Annotated in this window: 19 protein-coding genes and 1 other RNA gene; 6 read left to right on the top strand and 14 right to left on the bottom strand. The window is 54.0% G+C overall.

Annotated elements, in window-relative coordinates; genetic code table 11:
* Positions 1 to 183: 183 nt before the first annotated feature.
* Complete coding sequence (locus tag ACLM7Z_RS07240) at positions 184 to 1116, bottom strand: sugar-binding transcriptional regulator (RefSeq protein WP_087021893.1); 933 nt, start codon at positions 1114 to 1116, stop codon at positions 184 to 186.
* 682 nt (positions 1117 to 1798) lie between these two features.
* Between ACLM7Z_RS07240 and ACLM7Z_RS07235 the strand changes: the two genes are divergently transcribed.
* Positions 1799 to 2359 (top strand): manganese efflux pump MntP, encoded by a 561-nt coding sequence (locus tag ACLM7Z_RS07235; protein ID WP_087021887.1) that lies wholly within the window; start codon positions 1799 to 1801, stop codon positions 2357 to 2359.
* 194 nt (positions 2360 to 2553) lie between these two features.
* On the top strand, positions 2554 to 3234 hold the full coding sequence (locus ACLM7Z_RS07230; protein ID WP_087021884.1) for a GTP pyrophosphokinase: 681 nt from the start codon (positions 2554 to 2556) through the stop codon (positions 3232 to 3234).
* Between the two features lie 97 nt (positions 3235 to 3331).
* Here ACLM7Z_RS07230 and ACLM7Z_RS07225 read toward each other — a convergent pair whose 3' ends face one another.
* The 3 genes from ACLM7Z_RS07225 to ACLM7Z_RS07215 form a co-directional block, all read right to left on the bottom strand.
* The gene (locus ACLM7Z_RS07225) at positions 3332 to 3739 is read right to left on the bottom strand and encodes a hypothetical protein (protein WP_435645751.1); all 408 of its coding nucleotides are present in this window, start codon (positions 3737 to 3739) and stop codon (positions 3332 to 3334) included.
* 16 nt (positions 3740 to 3755) lie between these two features.
* Positions 3756 to 4937, bottom strand: coding sequence for a Gfo/Idh/MocA family protein (locus tag ACLM7Z_RS07220; RefSeq protein ID WP_087021879.1), 1182 nt, complete (start codon positions 4935 to 4937; stop codon positions 3756 to 3758).
* 93 nt (positions 4938 to 5030) lie between these two features.
* Entirely contained in the window at positions 5031 to 5963 is a 933-nt protein-coding gene (locus tag ACLM7Z_RS07215; RefSeq protein WP_087021876.1) for a sugar phosphate isomerase/epimerase family protein, read from the bottom strand.
* Positions 5964 to 6275: 312 nt separating this feature from the next.
* On the opposite strand from ACLM7Z_RS07215, the gene ACLM7Z_RS07210 reads away from it, so the two are divergent.
* The gene (locus tag ACLM7Z_RS07210; RefSeq protein WP_435645750.1) at positions 6276 to 7148 is read left to right on the top strand and encodes an AraC family transcriptional regulator; all 873 of its coding nucleotides are present in this window, start codon (positions 6276 to 6278) and stop codon (positions 7146 to 7148) included.
* Between the two features lie 275 nt (positions 7149 to 7423).
* Complete coding sequence (locus tag ACLM7Z_RS07205; protein WP_087021871.1) at positions 7424 to 7852, top strand: Hsp20/alpha crystallin family protein; 429 nt, start codon at positions 7424 to 7426, stop codon at positions 7850 to 7852.
* 104 nt (positions 7853 to 7956) lie between these two features.
* Here ACLM7Z_RS07205 and ACLM7Z_RS07200 read toward each other — a convergent pair whose 3' ends face one another.
* From ACLM7Z_RS07200 to ACLM7Z_RS07170, 7 genes are all read right to left on the bottom strand, one after another.
* Positions 7957 to 9135, bottom strand: coding sequence for an MFS transporter (locus tag ACLM7Z_RS07200; RefSeq protein WP_435645749.1), 1179 nt, complete (start codon positions 9133 to 9135; stop codon positions 7957 to 7959).
* Positions 9136 to 9266: 131 nt separating this feature from the next.
* The gene (gene recR / locus ACLM7Z_RS07195; protein ID WP_087021865.1) at positions 9267 to 9869 is read right to left on the bottom strand and encodes a recombination mediator RecR; all 603 of its coding nucleotides are present in this window, start codon (positions 9867 to 9869) and stop codon (positions 9267 to 9269) included.
* A 6-nt stretch (positions 9870 to 9875) separates the two neighbouring features.
* A complete protein-coding gene (locus ACLM7Z_RS07190) occupies positions 9876 to 10247 on the bottom strand; it encodes a YbaB/EbfC family nucleoid-associated protein (protein WP_087021863.1) in 372 nt (123 codons plus the stop codon).
* Positions 10248 to 10262: 15 nt separating this feature from the next.
* On the bottom strand, positions 10263 to 11900 hold the full coding sequence (gene dnaX / locus ACLM7Z_RS07185; protein WP_273350102.1) for a DNA polymerase III subunit gamma/tau: 1638 nt from the start codon (positions 11898 to 11900) through the stop codon (positions 10263 to 10265).
* Between the two features lie 92 nt (positions 11901 to 11992).
* An RNA gene (gene ffs / locus ACLM7Z_RS07180) (signal recognition particle sRNA large type) lies at positions 11993 to 12259 on the bottom strand.
* A 73-nt stretch (positions 12260 to 12332) separates the two neighbouring features.
* On the bottom strand, positions 12333 to 14243 hold the full coding sequence (locus ACLM7Z_RS07175) for an LTA synthase family protein (RefSeq protein WP_165761173.1): 1911 nt from the start codon (positions 14241 to 14243) through the stop codon (positions 12333 to 12335).
* A gap of 91 nt (positions 14244 to 14334) precedes the next feature.
* Positions 14335 to 16794 carry a transglycosylase domain-containing protein gene (locus tag ACLM7Z_RS07170; protein WP_435645748.1) on the bottom strand — a complete coding sequence of 820 codons (2460 nt, stop codon included), beginning with the start codon at positions 16792 to 16794 and terminating at the stop codon, positions 14335 to 14337.
* Positions 16795 to 17030: 236 nt separating this feature from the next.
* Between ACLM7Z_RS07170 and ACLM7Z_RS07165 the strand changes: the two genes are divergently transcribed.
* On the top strand, positions 17031 to 17348 hold the full coding sequence (locus tag ACLM7Z_RS07165; protein ID WP_087021851.1) for a hypothetical protein: 318 nt from the start codon (positions 17031 to 17033) through the stop codon (positions 17346 to 17348).
* A gap of 54 nt (positions 17349 to 17402) precedes the next feature.
* Here ACLM7Z_RS07165 and ACLM7Z_RS07160 read toward each other — a convergent pair whose 3' ends face one another.
* Positions 17403 to 17954, bottom strand: a complete 552-nt coding sequence (locus ACLM7Z_RS07160) for an inorganic diphosphatase (RefSeq protein ID WP_087021848.1) — start codon at positions 17952 to 17954, stop codon at positions 17403 to 17405.
* A gap of 583 nt (positions 17955 to 18537) precedes the next feature.
* Here ACLM7Z_RS07160 and ACLM7Z_RS07155 point away from each other — a divergent pair.
* Positions 18538 to 20220 carry a carbon starvation CstA family protein gene (locus ACLM7Z_RS07155; protein WP_087021845.1) on the top strand — a complete coding sequence of 561 codons (1683 nt, stop codon included), beginning with the start codon at positions 18538 to 18540 and terminating at the stop codon, positions 20218 to 20220.
* A 90-nt stretch (positions 20221 to 20310) separates the two neighbouring features.
* Here the strand turns inward: ACLM7Z_RS07155 and ACLM7Z_RS07150 are convergent, their stop codons facing one another.
* On the bottom strand, positions 20311 to 21099 hold the full coding sequence (locus ACLM7Z_RS07150; RefSeq protein WP_087021842.1) for a hydroxypyruvate isomerase family protein: 789 nt from the start codon (positions 21097 to 21099) through the stop codon (positions 20311 to 20313).
* 132 nt (positions 21100 to 21231) lie between these two features.
* Positions 21232 to 22758 (bottom strand): phage tail tip lysozyme, encoded by a 1527-nt coding sequence (locus ACLM7Z_RS07145; RefSeq protein ID WP_435645747.1) that lies wholly within the window; start codon positions 22756 to 22758, stop codon positions 21232 to 21234.
* Positions 22759 to 23175 lie beyond the last annotated feature (417 nt).

The following is a 23175-nucleotide window of genomic DNA, read 5'->3' as shown; positions in this document are numbered from 1 at the left end:
TCATCATGTACTTTTGGAACAGGTTGAGCCGACTTTTTTACGATTTTTGACGGTTTTCCGTCACTAAATTAACCAAAACAGCAACGTATTAAAACCACAATTTAACCATTTGATCCCTTTGGATACAAAAAAAGAAGCGGATTGCCCGCTTCTTTTCCCGTTATTCAAAATTTTTGTAAGCTGTTATGCATAATTCCACTTATCCGTCATGACGGCATCGACCAGCGTTTCCCGTGCAAAAACATGGGTCAGCAATCCGGTTCGCAGTGCGCCTGCGAGTGCTCGCGGGCTGACGTCTGCCGCACACAGGCCGATGACCTGCCGGCACTTCGCCAGCTTCTCCAGCGGGATATGTACCAGATAATCCGATTCCGGACGGATAAACCGGCCATTGATGTCATACGAATACGCTACCATATGACCAACCGTGCGGTTGTCCTGCACCAGCGGACAATCCACATCGACCGCTGCAGTTGTCTCATGGATGCCGACAACTGCCATATCCAACTGATCCCACTGTTCAGAGATTGCGCGGTAATGGCTGGTTTCAGACAGCAGATTCCGCTCATTCATGTCAGCCGGGAAGGCCGGAGTGTACAGGAATTTCGGCTGTGCACACAGTCCCTCTGCAATGATGCGGACGTTTTCATCTGTGTGAAACCGGCGCGATGAGACGCTGCTGTTTCCGACCAGTGGACACACCGTCTGAACCGAGCTCTGCCGGGGCGGAACGCGCTCCAGCAACGAAGTCAGCGCGCCGATGATGGTGCCCCAGCCAATGCCCAGTGCCTTCGGCTGCTCCGCTTCAATATACTCCAGCAGCTTCTGTGCCAAGTTGAAATCACTCATGCTGTTGTTTTCCGCTTCCGGGATCAATACGCCTCCCTGAAGGCCATAGCGCTGGCACAGACGTCCCAGCAGCGCATCCACATCACATACAGGCTGATGCACACGTATCTCCACAATGCCCAGATCTCTGGCCTCCCGGAGCATGCGGCTGACGAGCGGACGGGACACATGCAGCAGATCGGCGATTTCGCCTTGTGTCCGATCCTCCTCATAATACATATGAGCGACCCTGGAAAGCCGCTCTATTTTGTTTTTCCTGTAGTTCATTTTGCATCTCCACCATTCACGAACATGCCTACAGCCAGACTATACACCCCGGACAGACCTCCACCCCCGTCCGATGCAAGCTGTAAAGCATTCAGAGAAGAATTCGAGCTGATCCTTCCCATTGCGTGCAGGCCGCGGTTTCCGCCGCAAGCCGTTCCCTGTTTTCCCTAGGTGTCCTATTACCTTATATACTATCATAAGTATAGCATTTTTTTAATAAAATATCAATAAATCCGTCTATACTTTTACAAAAAATGCGCTATTTTTTTGCGCTCAGGGTGCCATTTTATGTTAAAAATGTGCCTACGAGCTGACAGAATTAACTTTTTCCAATGCTTTTTTCCGTTCGCATATTCATTTTCTGCTCTGCGCCCCTTTTTGGGGTTGGACAGTGCCGCCAATCTCTCTCCATATCCGATTTTCAGCCTGTTTCCCGTCCCGCACGACAGCAGCCGACCAATTTTTTCTTGACAGCCGGAGTGCTTCATGATATGGTAAACAAGATATAAGGGAGTAGTCAGCGCACGGCGTAACTGAGTCAACATACTGGAACACCGGTTCCTGGCTTTGTTTGAAATGACGAGACTTATCTGTAGTACTTGCCGCAGATAGGGTTCGTCTTTTTGTATGTCCCGATCTCCGGCAAAATTCCACAATTTTCGGAAAACAAGGAGCAAATGACATGAATTTATTTGAACTGTTTATTCTGGCGGTCGGCCTTTCCATGGACGCTTTTGCCGTTTCTGTCTGTAAGGGGCTGTCCGTGCGGCAGATCAAACCCAGGCATGCTTGTATTGTCGGCGCATACTTTGGCGGCTTTCAGGCGCTGATGCCGCTCATCGGCTTTGTGCTCGGCGTGCAGTTCCAGCGCTATATCGTCAGCATCGATCACTGGATTGCCTTTATCCTGCTGTTGCTGATCGGTGTAAACATGATCCGTGAATCGCGCGGCGATGCGGAAGAGCTGAACGACTCGTTCACCTTCCCAACCATGCTGCCGCTTGCAATTGCAACGAGCATCGATGCACTGGCCGTCGGCGTCACGTTCGCCTTCCTCCAGGTCAACATCCTGCCCGCCGTGCTGTTCATCGGCTGCACAACCTTTGTCCTGTCCGCAATCGGCCTCAAAATTGGCAATGCCTTCGGCGTCCGCTATAAATCACGCGCCGAGCTGTGCGGCGGTATTGTGCTCATCCTGATGGGATGTAAGATCCTGCTCGAGCATCTTGGATTTCTGCCGTAATCCCTCACTGAAAAAAATGCACTGCGCCGCCGGTAAACCGGCGGCGCATTTCTTTTACATTCCGGTCACACTTTCGTCACAGCAGGTTCGTTGACAGTCCTTTCGTGTCACGGTATAATAAAAACAACGGGGAAACACCGTAAAATCCTCAGTTTTTGCAGTTTTTCCCAATTACAGAGAAAGAATTGAGAGATATGATAGAAAACAACGTAGAACAGTTTACAAAGCTGATCCCGCAGAAAACCGACCTCGTGGGTTTCGCATCCATGGCGGAATCCTTTCAGCGTCTGATGACCTATTACCGCTGTGCGATCATGGAGGTGGAGACAAAATTCCGCGTGCTCGATGTCCAGCTGTCCCTGAACAGTGAAAACAACCCGATTGAAACCATCAAAACCCGCCTCAAACGTCCGGAAAGCATTGCCGCAAAAATCCAGCGGCGCGGCCTTCCATTTACACTGGAAGCCATCGAAAACAACCTGTTTGATATTGCAGGGGTTCGTGTCATCTGCTCGTTCCCCGAGGACATCTACCGTCTCGCAGACAGCCTGCTGCGGCAGGATGATGTCACGCTGATCGAGCGCAAGGATTACATCCAGAATCCCAAACCAAACGGCTACCGCAGCCTGCATCTCATCATTGAAATCCCTATTTTCCTGCAAAATGAAAAGCGCATGATGAAGGTGGAGGTGCAGCTGCGCACCATTGCCATGGATTTCTGGGCGAGCCTGGAGCACAAGCTGCGGTATAAAAAAGATATCCGCAATGTGGAGCATTACGACCAGATCTCCCAAAAGCTCAAAGCCTGTGCCGAAATGAGTGCCACGCTTGACAGCCAGATGGAGGCCATCCGCAACCAGATCGAAGGCATCTGAACCAACAGCAGCATACAATAAGACCCGCCGGTTGGAGTTCTGGCGGGTCTTGCTTCGTCTTGGAGTATAAAGAGAGAGTGGCTCGCTTTCAGGGGGATTATGCCAGTACCAGCGGCGAGAAGATAATGTACATCAGGACAACAACTGCAATGGCCCAATATTTGCCCGTCTTCCAGGGTGTCATATCCAGAACCTTTGCGTCCGGCATCTCCCAGTCGGTCTTGCGCGGTGCAGCCTTGATGCAGACGAAATAAATGATGCATTCGAGGACAAACAATGCAAAAACGACATACAGATAATGGAACTGGCTGAAAAACGGGATGACCTTGGTCAGTCCATACAGTACCATATGTACCGGAACAATGATCTTCGGCGCGATGGCCGGTGCCTTCTTGCTCAGCAGACCGAACAGGACAGCGGTCAGCAGCGGCATGGAGAAGAAGTCCGCCCAGATGGCGCCCTTCTGACCCTCTGCGAGGTTCTTGCCGCCAAGGGAGTGATTCACCCGGGAGAAAGCTGGATTACTCGTAATCTACCCAGCATGCGCCATTGTTTGCCGATTCAACGCACTTTTCAATCCACTTCACGCCCTGTGCACCCGACTCGACGTTCGGATACCAGAAGTCGCCGTATTCTTCGCCGTTATTCGCCGCGTCCATTGCGACAGCAAATCTGCGGTACAGATTTGCCCATGCCTCGAACAAGCCTTCCGCATGACCGCCGCCGATGCGATCCTCGACACGTGCTTCCGGATACAGATAGCCTGCACCGCGCTCCAGCGTGCGTACCGGCTCGCCTTCGATTTCATAGGTCATCTGATTCGGACGCTCATCATCCCACTCAATGGATGCCTTGGAGCCGACGACACGGATCTTATGGCCATGGCGTGCGCCGCAGTTGATGGAGCTTGCCCAGCAGTATACCTTTGCGCCCTCCTGGACAGACTTGCTGCCCTTCAGTCTCATGATGACGAATGCATTGTCCTCCAGCTCACGGCCTTCGACGAACGAATCCTTGGTGCACATCAGGTTGTCGATCTTCATATCCGGGATCATCGCCTCGATGATGAACAGCGGATGGGTGCCGACATCGCCCAGTGCAAAGGACGGACCTGCCTTGGTCGGATCAAAACGCCACTTGGCTGCCGGGTTGGTCTCCTCAATTTTGTAGTTGTAGCCGCCGAATGCAAAGCTCATGTTGATGACACGAATATCGCCGAGGTCGCCGTGCTGAATCATCTGGCGTGCCTGCTGAATCATCTGGTGGCCGGAGTAGCCATAGGTGACACCGACAACGCGGTTCTTTTCCTTTGCGAGGGCAACCAGCTCTTCTGCCTCCTCAGAGGTGAAGCACAGCGGCTTCTCGCAGACAACGTGCAAACCTGCTTCCAGGGCAGCCTTGCAGACGGTGTAATGCATGCCGTTCGGGGTAGCGATGGAAACAGCCTCAATGCCGTCCTCACGCTTTGCCTCTTCCTCAAACATGGTCTTATAGTCCGGATAGCAGCGGTCCGGTGCGACACCCAGCTCTGCGGCAAACGCCATGCCGCGTTCCGGATTGATGTCAAATGCACCTGCAACCAGCTGGAAATTGTTGTCGCGCAGCGCTGCGGAACGATGAATGTAGCCGATCTGGCTGCCCTTGCCGCCGCCGACCATTGCCCAGCGAATCGGATGATCCAGTACCTTGGAACCGTTAATCATAGTCATTTCCTCCTCAAACTCAGAATCCCAAACGGACTCGCTTATGTCAGATTACATGCTTCACATTGTGTTTGCTCAGATTGTGTACGTTATTCAGATTGCGTAGCCGACCGACTTGAGATAATCCACGCTGCGCTTGACATCACGCAGGGACGTATCGGAGTTGCGCGGGTCACGCTCCTGTTCGATGGTAATGTAACCGCTGTAACCGATTTCCTCCAGTGTCCTCTTGATTGCCGGATAATCGAGCGCGCCGGTGCCGATCGGGCACATTGCGCCCTTGCCGCAGCCATCAAAGAAACGGATGTGCTCACCGAGAACTTCACGGTAAACCTTCTCATTGACATCCTTGAAATGGACATAATCCAGCTTGTCCTGATACTTTTTCAGGTACTCGACGGGATCCATGCCGGAGTAATACAGATGACCGGTGTCGAGGCAGAGGCCTGCAACCTCATACGGGATATCGCGGGTAATCCGCTCGATGTCGTCAGCGAATTCAATATACGTACCGGCATGCGGATGGATAACCGGGCGGACGCCCCAGCTGTTTGCGCGGTCGCAGACAGCGCGGACATTCCCGACGAATGCTGCCCATTCTTCGTCGTTCATGCGCGGTGCACGGTCGAAATGACCTGCCGCGAAGTCGCGCTCATCATGGCCCCAGTCCATGACAGTCAGGTACGGGGTCGGCCACTTCTGTCCCTCATGTACCGGCAGCTTCGGCATCTTCGGATCGGTAATCAGCTTGCAGATATCATCGACTGCCTGAAGGACGCTCGGCTGGTTGGCAGGATCGACAAGATCATGGAAAATCGTGCCAACGACAATGGCAAGACCGTTCTTCTCCAGTTCTGCCGCAACGGTATCGACGTCGTTCGGGATATATCCCCACGGGCCAAGCTCAATGGCACGGTAGCCTGCCTGGCTCGCCTCGGAAAGGACTCTCTGCCAAGGCGGCAGATACGGATTCTTTGGATCATCAACACCCCAGCAGCTCGGTGCTCCACAAATATTCATACTCATAGCTTACACACTCCTTATCATCCTCTAAGTCTTTGTTGCGGCAGAAAACACGGTATCTTGTTGTCACCCCATATATTCCCGGGTTTTTACACGATTTTACGTTTCTCCCGCTGTGTTTGTATCCTGTCTTCATTGATTGACTGTGTTGTTTTCCTGTGTTATGCTTTTATTATACTCCTATTTTAGCGGCTGACCTCTAGTAAGTTGTCTGGATGACCGCTTGTTTTGCCGTTATTCTGCACAAATTTCAGCTTCAATTTTTGAACACTACACTATCTTGTTGTCATTTGCGTGTGAAAGGAGCAAAAGCCCATGAACGAAGCGAACGCTGCCCTCGCAAACATCTTTGAAGGCAACCGTCTTCCCACACTGGTTTATGCAAACCGGCAGGACTACGGGCGCGAAAAACACGACCGCCCCATGCACGGGCACGACTCGCTTTGCGAGCTGCTGCTGTGTTATCGCGGCTTCGGCACCTATAATATCGATTCCTTTTCCTATATGATCCAGGAGGGCGATCTCATCTATTACAATGCGGGTGAGCTACACGAAGTCGTGTCCAATTATGACACGGAAATCGGCACATACTGCTTTGGCTTTTCTGATGTACACTTCCGCGGGATGCCGAAAAATCACTTCATCCCGCAGGACAGCCCGCATGTGCGTCCGTCACAGAGCATGTTCCGCTTCCTGCGCGATCTCGCGGAGCAGATTCTCGACCGCTATAACAGCAATCCGTTTGACCAGGTTACGGTACAGCTTTTGGGAGCATCCCTGCTCATGCTGGCGGCGCAGATGCCGACCACGCCGCAAGAAGAACATATCTCCGACACCGCTTCCCAACTGACCACCCGCATCAAGGAATACATCGATGCGCATTACACCGAACCGCTCAAGCTGGAGAATATTGCACAAGCTCTGTCGTGTTCTGTCCCCTATCTCGCGCACACGTTCAAGGACGCAACCGGCTACTCTCCCATCCAATATGCCATCCGCCGCCGCATCGGGCTTGCGCAGACGCTGCTGATCTCCAGCGACTACTCCGCAACGCGCATCGCGACCATGGTCGGCTATGACAACACGAACTATTTCAATTCACTGTTCACCCGCATTGTCGGCACCACGCCGATCCGATACCGCAAAAAATACCTCGAATCGCTGCACGGCGAGCGCGATCAGACCTGAATTAGCACTCTCTTATCGAGAGTGCTAATTTTAACAATTTTGTCACATTTTTTGCGAATTTTATTCACAATCCACTTCTATACTATAGTCATACAAAAAAAGAGCGCACCGAAAGTACAAACCACCGGGCGCAGAAGAAGGAAGGCGTGTCCCGTGACACAGTTCATCTTTACCTGTTGTTAGCACTTAGCTTATCTAATTGCTAGCACACCGTGCCATCCCCCCATTTTACTTCACATCACTTTGATTACTTTATTACGAAAGGACAATGACTTATGTTTGGAATGATTCCGTTTGAATACCGTGACCACAATCTGTTTAACGCATTTGACAACTTCGAGCGCAGCTTCTTCGGCAACAGCAATGTTGACCTGCCTGCATTTCGCACCGATATCCGCGACGCGGGTGACAAGTATCTGCTCGACGCCGAATTGCCGGGCTTCAACAAGGAAGACATCAGCCTCGACATCAAGGATGGCATCCTGACCATTTCTGCCGAGCACAACGAAAGCAATGACCAGAAGGACGACAATGGCAACTACATCCGCCGCGAACGCCGTTACGGTTCGTTCCGCCGTTCCTTCGACATCTCCGGCATTGATGAGAATGCAATTTCCGCATCCTATCAGAACGGCATCCTTCAGCTGACCCTCCCGAAGGCACAGCAGGTTCTGCCGCAGAGTCACCGGATTGCCATTGAGTAAGTTTTTCTTCCTACAATCTTTTGGATCTCATTACCACCTCCATGCATTGATATGAAAGAGGAGCAGGTTTCCGTTTTCCCGGTTACCTGCTCTTCTTATTTGCCTTATTTTACCGTCTTTTTCTGATGATACACAAAAAACAGTGCTGCCGCGACAAGCAGAACGGCAACCAGCACATACAGGAAGCACATGCCGCCGCGAATTCCGATGTGGTCGGCAATCGTGCCGATGGCGCTCTGTGTCAATGCCGCGCCGATGCCCGGAATGGCAATGAACATACCCATGCACATCGGGTATTTCTCCATCAGGTTTTCGCTTCCGCCCAGTGCCGTGCCGTACATGCCTGCCATGAACAGGCCGAGGCCGATCGCACTGACCGTCATCGGAACCAGCGTATGGCTCATCATCAGCCCGGTAAAGCACACTGCGACACCGAGCGACATCACCGCAATCATATGGTGCGGGCGGAACCGCGTGGACAGCCAGGCGCTTGCAAACCGCCCGACCAACAGGGCTCCCCAGAGCGCAGTTGCCAGCAGCTGTGCCGTCGATTCCTTCGCGACGCCGGAATCGACAAAATAAGTGACCAGCCAGCCCATGACCGAGCCCTCAATGGCAAGATAGCTCATGATAAGCGCTGCGCACAGCCAGAATATTTTTGTGCGGAAAAAGCCGAAGTCTACTGTTCCGCTGTCCTCGTTGCTTACAGAATCCTCCGGTCTGATCTCAACGCGCATGCCATGCAGAAACATCACAATACCGACTGCAATTGTGATGGCAAATGCCAGACGCCATGATGTGCCGCACACCATGGCGACCAGCGGCGCCGCACAGGCACCGACAGCAAAAAATGCCTGCGCCAGATTGAGCAGGCTCGCATTGCTGCCTGACATCGTGCTGACAAGCTGGTTTCCAAAATTGCACGTGCTGCCCTTGCAGATGCCGGTGAGCAGCATGGCAAACAACAGTACAAACGGATTGCCTGTCACCATCATCAGTGCGAGTCCGACAAACGCCAGAATGCCGAAGCCAAGATAAACTGCCTTGACGGAAAGCCGCTGTGCAATCATGCTGACACACACACCGGTAACCAGATAGCCAATCTGCTGCGCGGACATCATCAGTCCGCCAATGCGGTAACTGATGCCATAGTCCGCCTTGATGGACGGCAGTGCCGAACCGATCAGAATCAAATACAGTCCCATTGAAAAATATGCAATGAAAAAGTCGTAAATCAGGTAACGCTGCCGTTTCGACATATCTTTCAGTCTTTTTCCCTTCATGTTTCTTTCCTCCCCTTCTGTTGCGATTATATCACGGCGGAATACGGGAAGTCTATCACAATATCGACATATCACTGGTACAAAACCGGATAAAAAACGGACGGACTCCAAAGGAATCCGTCCGCTGTCGTTTATTCAATGCTCTGTCTGCCGTCGAGCGCACGCATCAGCGTGACCTCGTCGATATATTCCAGCTGACCGCCGACCGGAATGCCATATGCCAGACGGCTGATGCGGATGTGGAACGGCTTTAACAGCCGCGCCAGATACATCGCTGTCGCTTCACCCTCCGTGTCCGGATTGGTTGCCAGGATAACCTCCTGGATGTCCTCCTCCGCGACGCGGTGCAGCAACTCACGAATGCGCAAATCATCCGGGCCGATGTGGTTGAGCGGCGAAATTGTGCCGTGCAGCACGTGGTACAGCCCATGATATTCGCGCGTCTTCTCGAACGCCAGTACATCCTTCGGGTCGGCAACCACGCAGATGGTATGCGTGTCGCGCGCCGGATCGGAACAGATCGGGCACAGCGCCTCATCCGTCAAATTCTGGCATTTCGGGCACAGGTGTACGGTCTGCTTGGCATTGGTAATTGCCTGTGCCAGCGCATCCGCCTGTTCCTTCGGCAGGTTGAGCACATGAAACGCCAGCCGCTGTGCCGTCTTGCGCCCGATGCCGGGCAGCTTGGCAAACTCATCGATCAGCGTTTCCACCGATGGTGCAAAAAATTTCATGGATGCTTAAAACATGCCCGGCATACCGCCGCCGGTCGCCTGACGCATGATTGCCGCGCTCTCCTCATCTGCGGTCTTGAGCGCCTGATTGACTGCCGTGACAATCAGATCCTCCAGCATTTCGATGTCATCCGGGTCAACAACCTCCGGGTTGAGCTTCAGGCTGACAATCTCATTGGAGCCCTTGACCACCGCGGTGACAGCGCCGCCGCCGGAGGTCGCGGTATATTCCTTCTGCCCCAGCTCTTCCTGTGCCTTGACCATTTCCTCCTGCATCTTCTGTGCCTTCTTAATCATGGCGTTCATGTTCATTCCGCCCATGCCGCCCATAGCGCCGCCTCTGCCGGCCATGCCGCGGCTCTTAAAACCCTTTGCCATTGATATATCCTCCTGTCAATCGTCTATTTCACATGCAATATCCAACTCTCCGGCGCGCCGGATGATATCGTCAACCGGGTTTGCCTTTGTGGACAGCGCACTGACATTGCTTTCTTCCAGTACCTTTACGCGATAGTCCCTGCCCATAACCGTCTGTGCGGCCTGCGCCAGCGCCTGCTTGACGCTGGTCTCGTTGCACAGCTCATACGTAAACGAATCCTCGCACACAACCAGCAGGTCTTTGCCATGCAGCACACCTTTGGCAAAGGTCAGCTGTGCGAATTTGCTCATCGGCAGCAGCTTTTTTGCCGCCAGCGTGATGTCATTCCATTGCGGGCTGCATTCCAGCTTTTCCGGCTGCTTTGGTTTTGCAGGCACCTGCGCGGGTGCATCCATGTCGTCCCAAAGCGGCATGTCTTCATCGCCCGGGGGCGGTGCGTCCAGATCCGACGGAAACCCGTCGTCCGATGGCTGCTGTGCCGCAGGCGCAGCAGCCATAACAGGCACACCGTGCGCGAGCTTTTCCTCCAGCGCATCCACACGCCCGCTCAGCGTATCGTAATCCTCCGCCGTCAGCTGGCACAGCCGCACGACACACAGCTCCGCTTCTATGCGGCGGTTGGCCGCATGCGGCATGCGCGTGAGCGCCTCCTGCAAAATACCGGTATACGCGAGCAGACGCGACGCAGGTACGCCTTCACACAGGCGCTGTACCGTTTTGAGCGAATACGCCGGGGACAGAAGCGTGGAAACATCGCTTTTGCTGGTCTTGACAAGCAGCATGTCGCGGATCAGCCCGAGCAACTGGTCGAGCACCGCACCCAGCTCACGCCCGGCAGTATAGCTCTCCGCCAGCTGGCCGATGGCCGCCGTCAGATCACCCGTCAGGATGTGCTGCATCAGATCAACTGCTGTGTCACCCGCCAGAATTCCGACGCCGGACGCCACATGTTCCTCATCAATCGGCTCACTGCTGCCCGCAGCGGCGCGGTCGAGAATGGACAGTGCGTCGCGCAGCGCACCATCCGCCAGCCGCGCAATCATGCGCGCGCCGCCTTCGGTCAGCGCGATGTGCTCCTGCTCCGCGATTTCAGTCAGTCGGTGCGCGATATCGTGCGGCGAAATGCGGCGGAAATCAAACCGCTGGCAGCGCGATAAAATCGTCGCAGGGACTTTATTGATCTCCGTCGTCGCCAGAATGAACAGCACATGCGCCGGCGGCTCTTCGAGCGTCTTGAGCAGCGCGTTAAACGCGCCCTGTGACAGCATGTGCACCTCGTCGATGATGTACACGCGCATTTTGACCGATGCCGGCGTATAGCGCGTCTCGTCACGGATGTCGCGGATGTTGTCGACGCCGTTATTGGATGCCGCGTCAATTTCCACAACATCGAGCACGCTGCCGTCGAGAATACCGCGGCAGGATGGGCATTCGCCGCACGGATCGCCGTTTTGCAGGTTGGTGCAGTTGACCGCGCGCGCCAAAATTTTGGCGCAGGTGGTCTTGCCGGTGCCGCGCGTCCCGGTAAACAGATAGGCATGCGACAGGCGCCCGCTCTCCAGCTGTGCGCGCAGCGTATCGGTGATATGCTGCTGTCCCACAACGTCGGCGAACCGGGTCGGGCGCCATTTGCGGTACAATGCCTGGTACATGCGTCTCTCCTCTCCCGAAAATCGGAAAAACGGGCAATCGAAATTGCCCGTTTGTTTGCTGTTTCGCATGGAGAGAACGGTGCTCCGCGCGACCGCGCACCGGCCGTTGAACGAAACGTAATACCTGGTACCCGTACCGTCCGGCTCAGACTCGGTGTTCCCGCGGCACACACCGGGTTCTGCTTAATGCTGCTCGGTTCCCCGCCTGACATGGTTCACAGTCCGATGTTGCGCAGGACCGAATCTTCATCGCCTTCCGATCCGGGTCAAACAATACACGCGCCGCCCGCGGGCCGGGATTCACCCCTGCTATAGCGGATTGCAGGTACAGGACACCGCTGCCGTCCCGGCTAGCGCAGCCACGCGGAGCATCGTTTTCCCACATGCAAGGATATTATACTATAGAAAGCACCTCAATGCAATCAATTTCTTTTATTTGGAATTATTTTTCGCATAATAATCACATTTCAGCAGCAGATTGCTGATGTCAATAAAGTCTTGTGCGGTCTGATTCATCGCGTCGAGATCGACCTGCTCCGCCGCGCCGTCATAAAATTCCTTTACCACTGCGCCATCGCGGTACAACACGCCGCCACTGATCCAGTCGCCGTCCGGGAATATCGCATAGCCGTCATAGCTGTCGTCAAACGCATCGCGTCCGAGGTAATCATACTCGCCCTGCATGCCGAACAGGTTACACACGGTCGGCAGGATATCCGCCGTGTTCAGCGTCTTGTCCACTGTCACCGGCTGCATGCCGTCCGCCCAGATAAAGCACGGCGTTTTTTCCACCAGCAGCGTATCGTCCACGCCGGATTCCTCATACAGCTTCTCCTTATCCGTCATGCCATATACATAGTGGTCGGTAAACGCGACAATAACTGTATCGTCCAGATGCCCGGTTTCCTCCAGCTTGTCGCGGAGCGCACCGAACATGTCGTCCACCAGCTTCGCCTTTGCCTGTAGGCAGTCTACCTCCTCATGTCCGGTCTTGCCCTTGAATTCCGGATACTGCTCCAGCGCGTACTGGCTCAGTTCATCGTCATAGGTATACGGCATATGCGCCGAACGCGTAATCAGGAAGCTGCAAAACTGCCCGCTCTCGCTGTCTCCGCCGAAAAACTTTTCACATACCGCCTCGTTATCCAACGGGAAGGTATCGCTGAACAGCGCAGCGTCTGTGCTGTCCGACACATAGTCGGCATAGCTGACATATTCTTCAAACCCCATCGCCGGATGCATGACGCCGCGGTTGTAGAAAATCGGCTGATTGTAATGGAACGATTCGGCGGAATACCCCCGCGCCCGGAACAGACTCGGCAGGCTCTGCGAGAAATCATTCGTGCAGTAGGAAAACGCCAGATTGCCATCGGTCGGCAGGTAAATGCCTGTGTTGACACAGAACTCGGTGTTGAACGTGCGCACGCCGCCATAGCCCGGCGTATACATGTCGGTAAAATTGATGCCCTCTCCCATCATGCGGCAGATATTGGGCGTCAGATCCTCGTCAATCAGCCAGTCATCCATGCTCTCCATCAGCACGACGATCACATTTTTTCCTTCAAACAAACCGGTCATTTCGTTGGTTTGCACATCCCCGCGCGCATCGAAATAGGCATCAATGGTCTCGCGGTTCTGCTCCAGCTCTGCGGCATAGGCAGGCGTGTGCGGCACGATGAAATGCTTGTAAACATCGCGCATGGTGTACTGATACAGGCCGCAGATGCGGTAAACCTTGCGCGCGTCATACATGATATCGTAGGTTCCCTCGAGCGACAGTGCACGGCGGTATTCGTCCTTCGCACCCCATAGATCCTCATCTGCCCGGAACACCTGTCCCGGCAGGACATACAGACCCGCACAGGCTGCGACGATGATGGCGGCACAGGTCACACGGTGATACCAGCGGCGCCGGGTCGGTGGAACCAGTTTGACACCGACGACACCGATGGCAATCATCAACACAATGGAAATATAAAACCCCTTCGACAGGAAGTCAAATACTGAGTTTGCGAACTCCGCGCCCTCGCTGGCATACCGGATATCTGTCAGCCACATCATTTTTCCAAAAATCTGATAATAGCCTGCCTGTGCGATGGCGTATGCCATCAGGACAAAATACAGCACGCCAAATACGATCTTTCCGCCGCGCCGCGGGAACAGCAGCACGACCGCCGTCAGCAGCACTGCCCACACCACAGAAAAGGCCAGCGGATAGATCAGATCATGGCAGATGTAATGGCGCATAAAGACCTCGAGTCCCATAAATGCCGCCGCCATCCATACGGCACACACAGCGGTGCGCAGCGGGCCGCCGCGCATTCGCTCCTTCCATTTTTGCATACAGGTAAGTACTCCTTTACAATGGCAAGAATGCTGCCGGAACCATTCCGGCAGCATCCCTGCTGAAATCATATAGATACGGGTGTGCACCTCATGACGCGATCAGTTGCTTCCACCAGGCGTGCAGCTGCTCGAGTGCATTCTGCACCTGTGGCTCTGAGGGCTGTTCCGTCGGTGTCGTCGGTTCCTCCGTCGTCGGCTCATCCGTCGTCGGTTCCTCCGTCGTCGGCTTATCCGTTGTCGGTTCCTCCGTCGTATCGTCCGTGTCATCCGGTGTCGTGGTAGGTGTTGTCGTCTTAGGACGCACGATCTTTCTCACATAGTGTCCATTCGGGCTGGAAACACGCTGACCCTCGCCAATCGGATCGTTGGTTCCTTCATAACAGTAGTATTCGTCGGTTACCTCGACATCCAGCGGGAACAGACGCGTCAGGTCGAGCATGGAAACACTGCTGTACCGCCACTTATGCAGGTTACAGGTGTCCTCCGGCACATCGTCCTTGTAGAACCAGCCGGTTTCAATACGGCTTCCGCGCACATCGCCGCGGCAGGCACGCACCGGCTCCAGGCCGCTGTCCAGGCAGTATTCCGCTTCCACGAAATCGCCCTCTGCCGGCTCCTGAAAACTCTTGTCTTCCTTGTCCTCATGCAGTCGATCCATGACCTCCGACCAGACCGCCACCGCCGGGTTGGGTGACAGGCTCGGCAGACCATAGCGTTCGTCATAGCCAAACCATGTGACGCCGACATAATACGGTGTATAGCCCGCAAACCAGCGGTCCTTGTTGTCCGTCGTCGTACCGGTCTTGCCTGCGACGTCGATGCCATTGATCTTTGCCAGCTTGCCGGTGCCGTTTTCAACGGCGTTGGTCAGCAGGTCATTGATATAATACGGCGTAGATTCCGGATGTTCAAACACCTGTGTCGGCGTGTTGTCCTCGTTGGACAGGATGGTCTCGCCGTTCGCATCGACCACCTTGGTATAGCTGATCGCTTCCGAATAATTGCCATAGTTCGCCAACGCAGTATACGCCTGCGCCATCTCGCGCACGGTCGCACCGTCGGTCAGGCCGCCGAGCGCCATCGGCGCGTAATCGATATCCGCATTCTCCAGCGTCGTAAAGCCGAGCTTTTCGGTCAGGAAATTATAGGCAGACTGCGGAGTCAGCATCTTGAGCACCTGAACCGCAACGGTGTTGGTAGAATCCGCAACGCCCTGCATAATGGTCGTCTGGCCGTCATAGCGGCGGTTTTCGTTTCTCGGCCACGCCGTGCCGCTGTTGTTGAACACCGGCATGTCGGTGACGACCGAATAGGGCGTAATAAGACCCTGATCAATTGCCGGTGCATAGGTGCTGATCGGCTTGATGGACGAGCCGGGTGACCGCTTGCTCTGCGCCGCGCGGTTGAGCACGAGGCTGTCGGTCTTTTCACCGCGCCCGCCGACCACGCCGCGAATCTGTCCATTCGTCGGGTCGAGCACAATCATCGCGGATTCCGGCCGGACGCCATCCTCCGAAATACTCGGGAAATTGCTGCTGTCTTCATAGACATCTTCCAGTGTTTCCTGTACATCCATATCGACCGTCGCATAAATAGACAGACCGCCGCTGGTGACCAGCGTGCGCGCATACGACTCGGAATAGCCGAGCTGCTCCTGCAAATCATTGACAACATCGGTAATGACCATGTCGGTAAAATACGAATACGGGCCGCTGCTCTGACTGCTGGAGGAAGCTTCGCGGTATACCATCTCTTCCGCCACGGCATCATTGTACTCGCTCTCGGTGATATAGCCCTGCTCGTACATTTTGAACAGCACGGCCTGCTGGCGCTCCTTCGCGTTTTCCGGATATTTGAACGGATTGTACTGCGCCGGATTCTGGGTCAGTCCGGCGATCAGCGCACACTCTGCAAGATCCAGCTCGCTGACCGGCTTGTCAAAGTAAGTCTTCGCCGCCGTCTGCACGCCATAGGCATTCTTGCCGAAATAAATGATGTTCATATACAGCTCAAGGATGGTATCCTTGTCGTTGATTTTCTTCTCCAGCGTCAGTGCACGCATAATCTCGGTAATCTTTCGCTTAACCGAGTAGTCGTCATCATCCGTCATGTTTTTGACCAGCTGCTGCGTAATGGTCGAGCCGCCGTAGCCGGAGCCGATGGGCAGCACCCAGTTGAGCGCCGCGCCGAAGGTGCGCTTCCAGTCCACGCCCTTGTGCTCATAAAAGCGCTGATCCTCGATTGCCACAAACGCATTGGCCAGATTTTCAGGAATTTGTTCCATGTCCACCCACTCGCGGTTTTCCTGGCTCGCCAGCTTTTGCAGCACCTGCTGCTGTCCGTTGTCGTCCTCATAATAGATGACACTGTTGAACTTCATGGACAGGCTGCTGATGTCCAGATCCGCCTCCGGCAGGATCACAATATTGAGATACAGCACAAATGCGCCGATGCACATGGCTGCTGTTGTCAGGCCAATGAGAAACAGCGTCAGTATGACAAATCCAACTCGTTTGGCTTTGCTTTTTTTCTTTCGGTTGTTCGCCAAATTTGTTCCCTCCCGCGTCGCCGTCTCACGGCCAGATTGTTTCAAATGTAACCATTATTTTATTATACCATAAATTGCTCCAAAATCCACACAAAGTTGCAATCCCCGGTATAATCTCCAAAATTTCGGGGAAACTGTAACAAAACGAGCAAATGATTTTGGATAATTTCCATATTATTTTTTGCAGCTCTGCCGTGAAATGGTACGGCGGTGCTGTTCCCGAGGAGGAACCTGTCATGAAAAAAACTGTTATCGCGCTGTCGCTGTGCTGCGCGGCACTGTTCTCCATGCTGCTCTGGCAGCAGTTCTCCGCACCGGCTGTCACGGCTTCCGAGGCGCTCACCGCGCAGGAGCAGGAAGACAAGCCCCTGTATATGGTGCGCGTCACCGACGGCGTACTCGCCATCTATCCCTACGGCTCGGACACGGCGGCCGAGGTGACCGATATCCGGCTTTCCTCCCTGCGCGCATACGACCAGAAGCTGATGCAGCAGGGCTTCCCGCTGTATTCCGAGCAGGAGCTTGCTTCCTTTCTGGAGGATTTCGGCAGCTGACGCCTGCGCAAAAAAACGGGGAGATCGTGCAATCTCCCCCACCTGTTCACTTTTTCAGGACTGCGGCGGGATTTTCCCACAATAGCGGAGCAGATAATTCTGCTGACAGGCGTCAAAATACTTCTCCGCCTGCTCCAGACCGCAGAACTCAGTGGCGCTCACCGGGCGGCGTACCAGCTGCTGGTCATAGCGCAGATAACGCACAATCGCCTTGCGCGTTGCGGTCGGGATTTCATCCACCGTCAGGCAGGCACTCCAGAACTCATCCGCACAGGCGGCGGAAATTATGTAATTGCGCGTGCCGCCGTCCTCCAGATGCAGTGCAATCAGGCCGACCGGGCGGCAGCGCACCAGCGTCATCGCAGGCAGCGGCTGGCTGCACAGCAGGATGGTTTCAATCGGCAGCCCGTCCTCTGTGCATGTGCGCGGCAGAAAGCCGGTGTTATTGGGTGCGCCAATATTGGAATCACTCAAATGATCCAGGCACAGCAGACCTGCATCCCCGTCAAACGACAGGCGCGCCGTACTTCCCATGCTGTTGGCCGTAAATACGGTATATTCTTCCCTTCGGACCAGATCCGGCTGTAAATCATGCCAGATATTCATTTTCGCATCCCCTCGCTTCGGATTACAATCTTGGGGTATTATACCACAATCATCTGAAAATGAAAAGCTGTGTTTTCTGCACTTTCTGGTGGAAACACGATAATCTTATGGGTAACTTATTTCCGTTTTTGCCAAGATGTCCCGCACAGCTCCCTAAAAGTGTAAATATTTTGTGAATTGTTCCATTGATTTTTCCCATTTCCGGAGTATACTTAAAACCAATCTCAGATTTCCAGAATGCAGTGAACAGGAATCCGGGTCTGACTGATTCAACCTTCCAGAGAGCCGCCGGTCGGTGCGAGGCGGCAGGACACAGGCAGATTTATCCCCTGCGAGCAGGCCGCACAACGACTGGTTCCCTCCAGTCCAGTAATACGGTTCGGTATCCCGCCGTTATCGGGAAACGCACTTGCGGCAGATTCTGCCGGCAGCTGCGGCAGAGCGGTCGTATCACACGACAATTGGAGTGGTATCGCGGAGGAAAAATTCCAGCCTCCGTCTCCAGCGGTTTTCCCGCCGGAGGCGGGGGCTGTTTCTGATTTTGGGAATCAGGAGGGAATTTTATAAGGGAAGTGTTTTTACTATGAATGGTCTTACCATGATGGTAATTGCCATTGTTGTACTCGGCGGCGCATACCTGCTGTACGGCAAGTGGCTTGCCAAAACCTGGGGTGTCGATCCGAACGCAAAGACGCCCGCTTATGAACTGGAGGACGGCGTGGACTATGTCCCGGCTGACCGCGGCGTTGTCTTCGGCCACCAGTTCGCTTCTATCGCCGGCGCCGGCCCGATCAACGGTCCGATTCAGGCGGCAATTTTCGGCTGGGTACCGGTTCTGCTGTGGTGCCTGCTGGGCGGCGTATTCTTTGGCGCAGTACAGGACTTTTCCGCCATGTATGCTTCGGTAAAGAACAAGGGTCACTCCATCGGTGTCATCATTGAGCTGTATGTCGGCAAGCTGGGCAAGAAGCTGTTCCTGCTGTTCTGCTGGCTGTTCTCCATTCTCGTCGTCGCAGCATTTGCAGACATCGTTGCAGGCACGTTCAACGGCTTCGCAGCGGATGGCTCTCAGATCGCTGCCAACGCCTCGGTTGCCACCACCAGCATCCTGTTTATCGTTGCAGCTGTCTGCCTGGGCTTCTTCCTGAAGTATACCCACCTGCCGACCGCAGCAAACACCGTCATTGCAATTGCCCTGCTGGTTGCCTGCATCTTAATCGGCCTTGCGCTGCCGGTTTACCAGACCACCAGCTTCTGGCACCTGTTCGTCTTCATCTACATCTTTATTGCATCCATTGTCCCGGTCTGGGCACTGCTCCAGCCGCGTGACTACCTCAACAGCTATCTGCTGGTTGTCATGATTGTCGCTGCTGTCGTCGGCATCGTCGTCTACAACCCGTCGATGAACCTGCCGACGTTCACTGCCTTCAACGTCAACGGCTCTTATCTGTTCCCGACGCTGTTCGTCACCATCGCCTGCGGTGCGATCTCCGGTTTCCATTCTCTGGTATCCTCCGGTACGGCGAGCAAGCAGATCAAAAACGAGAGCGACATGCTTCCGGTTTCGTTCGGCGCCATGCTGATGGAAAGTATGCTGGCCGTCATTTCGCTCGTCTGTGTCGGTTTCCTCGCAAGCGGCGCTACGCTGCCGGAAGGCACGCCTCCGCAGATCTTTGCATCCGCAATTGCAACCTTCCTGAGCAAGCTGGGCATTTCGGAAACGGTTTCCTCCACGCTCATCCTGCTGGCGGTTTCCGCCTTCGGCCTGACCTCGCTCGACTCGGTCGCTCGTGTCGGCCGTCTGTCCTTCCAGGAATTCTTTGTCGATGCTGACACTGACATGGACAACCTGTCCCCGACCATCAAGTTCTTCTCCAACAAGTATGTTGCCACCGCTGCCACGCTGATTCTGGCGTTTGCACTGGCAAAGATGGGCTATGCCAACATCTGGCCGCTGTTCGGTTCTGCCAACCAGCTGCTCGGTGCACTGTCGCTCATCGCCTGTGCCGTCTTCCTCAAGCACACACACCGCAAGGGCTTCATGCTATGGTTCCCGATGGTCTGCATGCTGGGCATCACGTTCACTGCCCTGACGCTCAAGATTATCGCTCTGGGCGGCGGTCTGCTGGCCGGCACCTCTGCCAACGCCTTCGGCGACGGCCTCCAGCTGGTCTTCGCTGTCCTGCTGTTCGCACTCGGCGTCATCGTTGCCGTCATGGGTATTCGCAAGCTGTTTGAAAAGGAACCCGCTGCAGAAAACGCATAAGATACACCATACATCAAACGCCCAATCGACGCAAACAGGCGGCTGTAAAAATCACAGCCGCCTGTCTTTTTTTGCCTGTAAATCGGCAGATCAGAAAATTTCCATGATTGCCCTGACCGCAGTCGGGGTATCGGTCGCCGGGAACAGCTCACAGCCGACCCGTCCGGTATAACCCAGTTTCTTGAGCACATCCATGACATGCTTATAATTGATCTCACCCGTACCCGGCTCATGCCGCCCCGGCGCGTCCGCAATATGAATATGTCCGATAGTGTCGAAATACTCCGTAATGGTGTCACAGATTTTGCCCTCATTGAGCTGCATGTGATACGCATCGTACAAAATTTTCAGCTTCGGCGAGCCGATCAGCCGGATCATTTCCGCTGCCATCTGCGTGTTTTTGAGGAAATTGCCGACATGATCCGTCGTGATGTTGAGCGCCTCAAGATTCATCGAAATGCCGCTCTCCTCCGCAATCTTCGCGCATTCCAGCAGCATGTCATACATCGAACACAGCTTGACCGTGTCGGACAGCTCATCATAATGGTTGACGACAATACCGCCGTCACCCAGCGCATTGGAATGAATCGTGACGCTTTCTGCGCCGATCTTTTGCGCCGCCGCAGCCGACTGGCGCAGGAAGTCCAGATATTTCTGTTTATGTGTCGGATCAATCAGCGAATAATCCGCGTCGCCGTTAAAGCCGCTGATCCGGATCCCCGCCTTCTCTGCCGCAGCTTTCACCGCGTCCAGATCCTTATCTGTCCAGCTCCAGAATTCCACATAATCAAAGCCATCCTCTTTTGCCGCCTGAAATCGGTCAAGAAACGGCAGCTCGGCATACATCGGTTCGATGCAGGCACATTTCAAAAGCTCCATATGTCTCCTCAATAAGATTGATTTTACTATACTGTATTTTCCGCACATCGACAATATTCTTCCCGCTACATGCGCAAAAACAGCTGGAATCTTGTCGATTCCAGCTGTTCCGGTTTCCGTTATCAGGAATTATCAGGCAACCGTTGCCGCAAAGCTCCGAATCATTGCTGCCGCCTCTGCACGGGTCAGTGAGCTCTTCGGGCGGAGCTTTCCATCGCTGCCGCTCATAATCTTTTTCGCAACCGCCCATTTCATCGCGGTTGTCGCATAGCTGGAAATACTTCCGCTGTCGGAATAGCTGCTCAGCGAGGTGGTTGCCGACACATTGCAGCCGAGCTTCTTCGCATAAGCATACAGGATCGTGGCGAACTGCTCGCGTGTGATCTTGTCCGTGGGCCCAAAGGTACCGTTGTCATAGCCCTTGACAATGCCTGCACCGGCTGCCCATTTGACCGCCGTTGCATACCATGCATCGGACGGGACATCGGAAAAGCTGGCCTTATTGGTCGAGCTGAGCTTCAATTTGCTGTTGGTCTGCGACAGCTTGTACAGTACAGTCGCCGCCATCGCACGATTCAGCGAGGTATTCGGCTCAAATTTGGTCTTGCTCGTGCCAGTCATAATTCCATTGTCATATACATACTGGATCGGCGTGCAGTACCATGCGCCCTTCTTTACATCGGAGAAAATAGAATAGACCTGACCGGACTGTGTCTCATCCGGGGCAACCGTGACGCTGGAATCCTTCAGCTGCGGCCAGTATGTATCTCTCGCGCGGTTGCCGCGCTCTTTGGAGCGGAACTCCTTGTTCGCCGGTACCTCATAGTAGTAGCACCAGTCATAGCCCGCATCATATGCGCCGTCCGCCGTATTCGCCTTTGCCTTGAGCTTATTGGCAATGGTCAGTCCGTTATACAGATAGGCGCTGTTGTTGGCAGACAGCTCCTTTTTCAGGTAGTTGAGCTGGCCTTCGAGTGTCTTCCAGCTGTAGCCGTTGCTGTCGCACCAGTTCTTCATGGCAGTCAGACGTTCATTGTGCCACTGGCAGATGCCGTAGCTCTTATTGTTATCGCCCCACAGATTGGGGTTGAAATTGGATTCACACTCGATGTTTGCGATGACGCCGCAGGCAGCCGCCGCATGAAATCCGCATTCTGAAACGAGGAAATTAAAAATCGTGTAGACATTGCTGCTCAGCGCTGCCTTAGTCGATACGCCGGGCTGCGTATTAGAATCCACCGCATCCACACGGTATGCCAGCACATACGGTACACCGCTCGTGCTGTCGAGCACGCCCTCCGGCGCATAAGCACTCATATCCCACTGCGGCACATATTCATAATAATAATCGTCGGTGTTCGCATAGTCGCCAAGGCATACCCAGCTCACCGGGATTTCCACCGTTGTGCCATCTGTCAGATATGCGGTCAACGTCTGCGGCATCTGTGCCGTCAGCTCGGATTCCGCCTGTCCAAAGGTAAAGGAAACCTCTGCAATCTTTGTGCCGGCATTTGCAAACCCGGTAAAGGTCTGTGCCGCTGTCTGCTGCCAGGCTGTATCCGCCTGTACGGTATCAGCCGCAAGCACGCCGGTCTGCATCATGCTGATTCCCATGGATGCCGCCAGAAGCATCGCACCGATTCGCTGCATTTTCTTCATGTACAACCCTCTAACTCCTCTCACTGAATGTATGATAAACTGTTCACCTGATATTTGTTTGATATCAGAGTAACAAATTTTTACGACTTTGTAAACTACCTGTAACCTGATTTTACACGATTTTTTCGTTTTTTCCAGACATATCCAACGGTTTTCGTACAAAAGTTCGTGTTTTTCCTCCTGACTGTACGGCAGTTTACGCATTCGGTTTCAGCTGCGGGTCGTATGTTCCGAATAGAAACCAGTCCGTGTCGGCAGACGCCCGGCTTCTGCCACACTCTTGTGCATTTTTCGATTCAATTCCAGTATTTTCATGTACTACATATAACAGCAAAATCGATGAACTCTGTCGCAAATTCAATCAATTTTTCTGCAATTATTCGCAATTTATATCGGTATAAATCCGTAAATTCAATG

The organism is Butyricicoccus porcorum (assembly GCF_051246315.1).
GTDB classification, from domain to species: domain Bacteria; phylum Bacillota; class Clostridia; order Oscillospirales; family Butyricicoccaceae; genus Butyricicoccus_A; species Butyricicoccus_A porcorum.
The sequence above is the reverse complement of the archived record's forward strand: the minus strand, read 5'-3'. Positions and strand labels throughout refer to the sequence as shown.

Bases quoted from the DNA above. Each gene is read 5' to 3' on its own strand.
- ACLM7Z_RS07240 (WP_087021893.1), bottom strand. From the start codon at position 1,116: ATGAACTACAGGAAAAACAAAATAGAGCGGCTTTCCAGGGTCGCTCAT.
- ACLM7Z_RS07235 (WP_087021887.1), top strand. From the start codon at position 1,799: ATGAATTTATTTGAACTGTTTATTCTGGCGGTCGGCCTTTCCATGGAC.
- ACLM7Z_RS07230 (WP_087021884.1), top strand. From the start codon at position 2,554: ATGATAGAAAACAACGTAGAACAGTTTACAAAGCTGATCCCGCAGAAA.
- ACLM7Z_RS07220 (WP_087021879.1), bottom strand. From the start codon at position 4,937: ATGATTAACGGTTCCAAGGTACTGGATCATCCGATTCGCTGGGCAATG.
- ACLM7Z_RS07215 (WP_087021876.1), bottom strand. From the start codon at position 5,963: ATGAGTATGAATATTTGTGGAGCACCGAGCTGCTGGGGTGTTGATGAT.
- ACLM7Z_RS07210 (WP_435645750.1), top strand. From the start codon at position 6,276: ATGAACGAAGCGAACGCTGCCCTCGCAAACATCTTTGAAGGCAACCGT.
- ACLM7Z_RS07205 (WP_087021871.1), top strand. From the start codon at position 7,424: ATGTTTGGAATGATTCCGTTTGAATACCGTGACCACAATCTGTTTAAC.
- ACLM7Z_RS07200 (WP_435645749.1), bottom strand. From the start codon at position 9,135: ATGAAGGGAAAAAGACTGAAAGATATGTCGAAACGGCAGCGTTACCTG.
- recR (WP_087021865.1), bottom strand. From the start codon at position 9,869: ATGAAATTTTTTGCACCATCGGTGGAAACGCTGATCGATGAGTTTGCC.
- ACLM7Z_RS07190 (WP_087021863.1), bottom strand. From the start codon at position 10,247: ATGGCAAAGGGTTTTAAGAGCCGCGGCATGGCCGGCAGAGGCGGCGCT.
- dnaX (WP_273350102.1), bottom strand. From the start codon at position 11,900: ATGTACCAGGCATTGTACCGCAAATGGCGCCCGACCCGGTTCGCCGAC.
- ACLM7Z_RS07175 (WP_165761173.1), bottom strand. From the start codon at position 14,243: ATGCAAAAATGGAAGGAGCGAATGCGCGGCGGCCCGCTGCGCACCGCT.
- ACLM7Z_RS07165 (WP_087021851.1), top strand. From the start codon at position 17,031: ATGAAAAAAACTGTTATCGCGCTGTCGCTGTGCTGCGCGGCACTGTTC.
- ACLM7Z_RS07160 (WP_087021848.1), bottom strand. From the start codon at position 17,954: ATGAATATCTGGCATGATTTACAGCCGGATCTGGTCCGAAGGGAAGAA.
- ACLM7Z_RS07155 (WP_087021845.1), top strand. From the start codon at position 18,538: ATGAATGGTCTTACCATGATGGTAATTGCCATTGTTGTACTCGGCGGC.
- ACLM7Z_RS07150 (WP_087021842.1), bottom strand. From the start codon at position 21,099: ATGGAGCTTTTGAAATGTGCCTGCATCGAACCGATGTATGCCGAGCTG.
- ACLM7Z_RS07145 (WP_435645747.1), bottom strand. From the start codon at position 22,758: ATGAAGAAAATGCAGCGAATCGGTGCGATGCTTCTGGCGGCATCCATG.